The 2,073-nt window shown below is 64.5% G+C and carries 3 protein-coding genes; all 3 read left to right on the top strand.

The genetic code is table 11. The annotated features are described in order from the left end of the window. Positions 1-33: 33 nt before the first annotated feature. Positions 34-453 carry a periplasmic heavy metal sensor gene (locus BMX36_RS21200; RefSeq protein ID WP_093068545.1) on the top strand — a complete coding sequence of 140 codons (420 nt, stop codon included), beginning with the start codon at positions 34-36 and terminating at the stop codon, positions 451-453. Next, on the top strand, positions 450-1,022 hold the full coding sequence (locus tag BMX36_RS21195) for an RNA polymerase sigma factor (protein ID WP_007407015.1): 573 nt from the start codon (positions 450-452) through the stop codon (positions 1,020-1,022). The genes BMX36_RS21200 and BMX36_RS21195 overlap by 4 nt, the downstream gene beginning before the upstream one ends. A 94-nt stretch (positions 1,023-1,116) precedes the next feature. Further along, on the top strand, positions 1,117-2,073 hold a 957-nt coding region (locus BMX36_RS21190), incomplete at its 3' end, for a multicopper oxidase domain-containing protein (RefSeq protein WP_143058644.1).

The following is a 2,073-nucleotide window of genomic DNA, read 5'->3' as shown; positions in this document are numbered from 1 at the left end:
CGCGTTCCAGTGACGAGCGGCGCCCGGAGGGCGATGCTGATCGCCATCATCGCGTTCGTGGCGGCGGTCGCAGGCGTTTGGGCTGGACGTGAGTTATTCCCCTCCCCGCCAAGCCCGGGCGTTGAGCTTCACAGCTTGCTCCACGACGGGCTCGAGCTGGACGAAGCTCAACAGACCAAGCTCCAGATGCTGGAGTCTCACTTCACCGTTCGAAGGCGTGCCTTGGAGCTGGAACTCAGAGCCGACAACGCCCGGCTCGCCGCCGCCATCGAGGCCGAACATGGTAACGGGCCGCAGGTCGCGGCCGCCGTCGATCGTTCGCACGGCGCGATGGGTGAGCTCCAGAAGGAGACGTTGAACCATATGTTCGCGATGCGGCAGATCCTGCGGCCCGACCAGGCGAGGACGTTTGACCGCGCGGTGGTGAAGGCGCTGACCGCAGACGCGCGGTGAGCCTTGATCTCGCGGCCTGCACGGACGGCGAACTCGCCGCCTTGACGCTCGGCGGACGTCAGGCTGCGTTCGCTGAGATCATGCGGCGGCACCAAAGACCGGTCTACCGCCTGATCCGCTCGCATATCGGCGACGCCGAAGAGGCGCTTGACCTCACTCAGGAATGCTTCGTGGCCGCCTTTCAGAACTTGCGAAAGTATGACGGAGATCGGCCGCTCGCTGCGTGGCTGACCCGCGTGGCGATCAACAAGAGCCGCGACTGGCACAGGCGGCGGCGCATACGCCAGATACTATCGTTCGCCTCTTCGCTGCCGCCCGACACCATGGAGAGTGAGCGGGACGAGGCGCCGGGTGCCGACGCCATCACCTTCGATCGCGCAGAGCTTGCGCGGCTTTCGCGCGCGGTGTCCGAGCTGCCGGCCACGCTCAAGGAGACGCTTTTGCTGCGGACCGTGGAGGGCTTGTCCCAGGCGGAAACCGCCGCCGCGCTGGGGATCAGCGGAAAGGCCGTGGAGACGCGGCTCCGGCGTGCGCGTGAAAGATTATCGAAAATTCTCGACTTCGCGTGAGGGGATGAGCCTATTTGCGCGTAATGAAAGATAAGGTCGGCGGCCCCCCCCCCCCGCCGCCGCCGCAAGCATTGAACTGGAGCGAAGGAAAGGCATGAGCCGCAATCTAAACCGGCGCGACGTAATGCGCGGAACCGCCATGCTTGGCGGCACGCTGGCCATGTCGGCCTACCTGCCGGCTTGGGCGCAACCTGTGTCGCGCGGCATCGCCAGGCCCCTGCCGACCGTGTCGGGCACAAACATCGCGCTGACGATCGACAGGATGAAGCTCGTCATGGACGGGATCACGACGCCCGCGATCGGGGTAAACGGCACGGTCCCGGCACCACTCGTCCGCCTCAAAGAGGGCCAGAAGGTCCGCCTTGCGGTGACCAACAACCTCGACGAAGATAGCTCGATCCACTGGCACGGGCTCATTCTGCCGTTCCAAATGGACGGCGTACCCGGGATCAGCTTCCCCGGCATCAAGGCGCGTTCGACCTTTGTGTACGAGTTCCCGATCTTGCAGTCCGGCACCTACTGGTATCACAGCCACTCGGGCGAGCAGGAGCAGGCAGGACTCTACGGACCCATCGTGATTGATCCGGCGGGTGCCGACCCAGTCGCGTTCGACCGCGAGCATGTGATCGTCCTCTCCGACCATAGCGAAATGACGGGCGAGGAAATCTTTCGCAAGCTCAAGCAGATGGGCGGCGCCTATTTCAACTATCAACGCCCGACGCTGAGTGGGCTGCTGGCCGGCCGCGAAATGCGCCTTAAGGATCGCCTCGATTGGGGGCAGATGCGGATGGACCCGGCGGACATCGCGGACGTCACTGGTTCGACCTACACCTTCCTGGTCAATGGCTTTGGACCTTACGACAACTGGACGGGTCTCTTCCGACCGGGCGAGCGGGTTCGGCTGCGCATCGTCAATGCCGCGGCGCAGACGAACTTCAACGTGCGCATCCCTGACCTGCCGATGACGGTGGTGCAGGCCGACGGCCAGAACGTCCGGCCGGTAACCGTGGACGAATTCCAGATCGGCGTCGCGGAAACCTTCGACGTGATC

Origin of the sequence: Sphingomonas sp. OV641 (assembly GCF_900109205.1) — a bacterium.
Lineage (GTDB): Bacteria > Pseudomonadota > Alphaproteobacteria > Sphingomonadales > Sphingomonadaceae > Sphingomonas.
The sequence above is the reverse complement of the archived record's forward strand: the minus strand, read 5'-3'. Positions and strand labels throughout refer to the sequence as shown.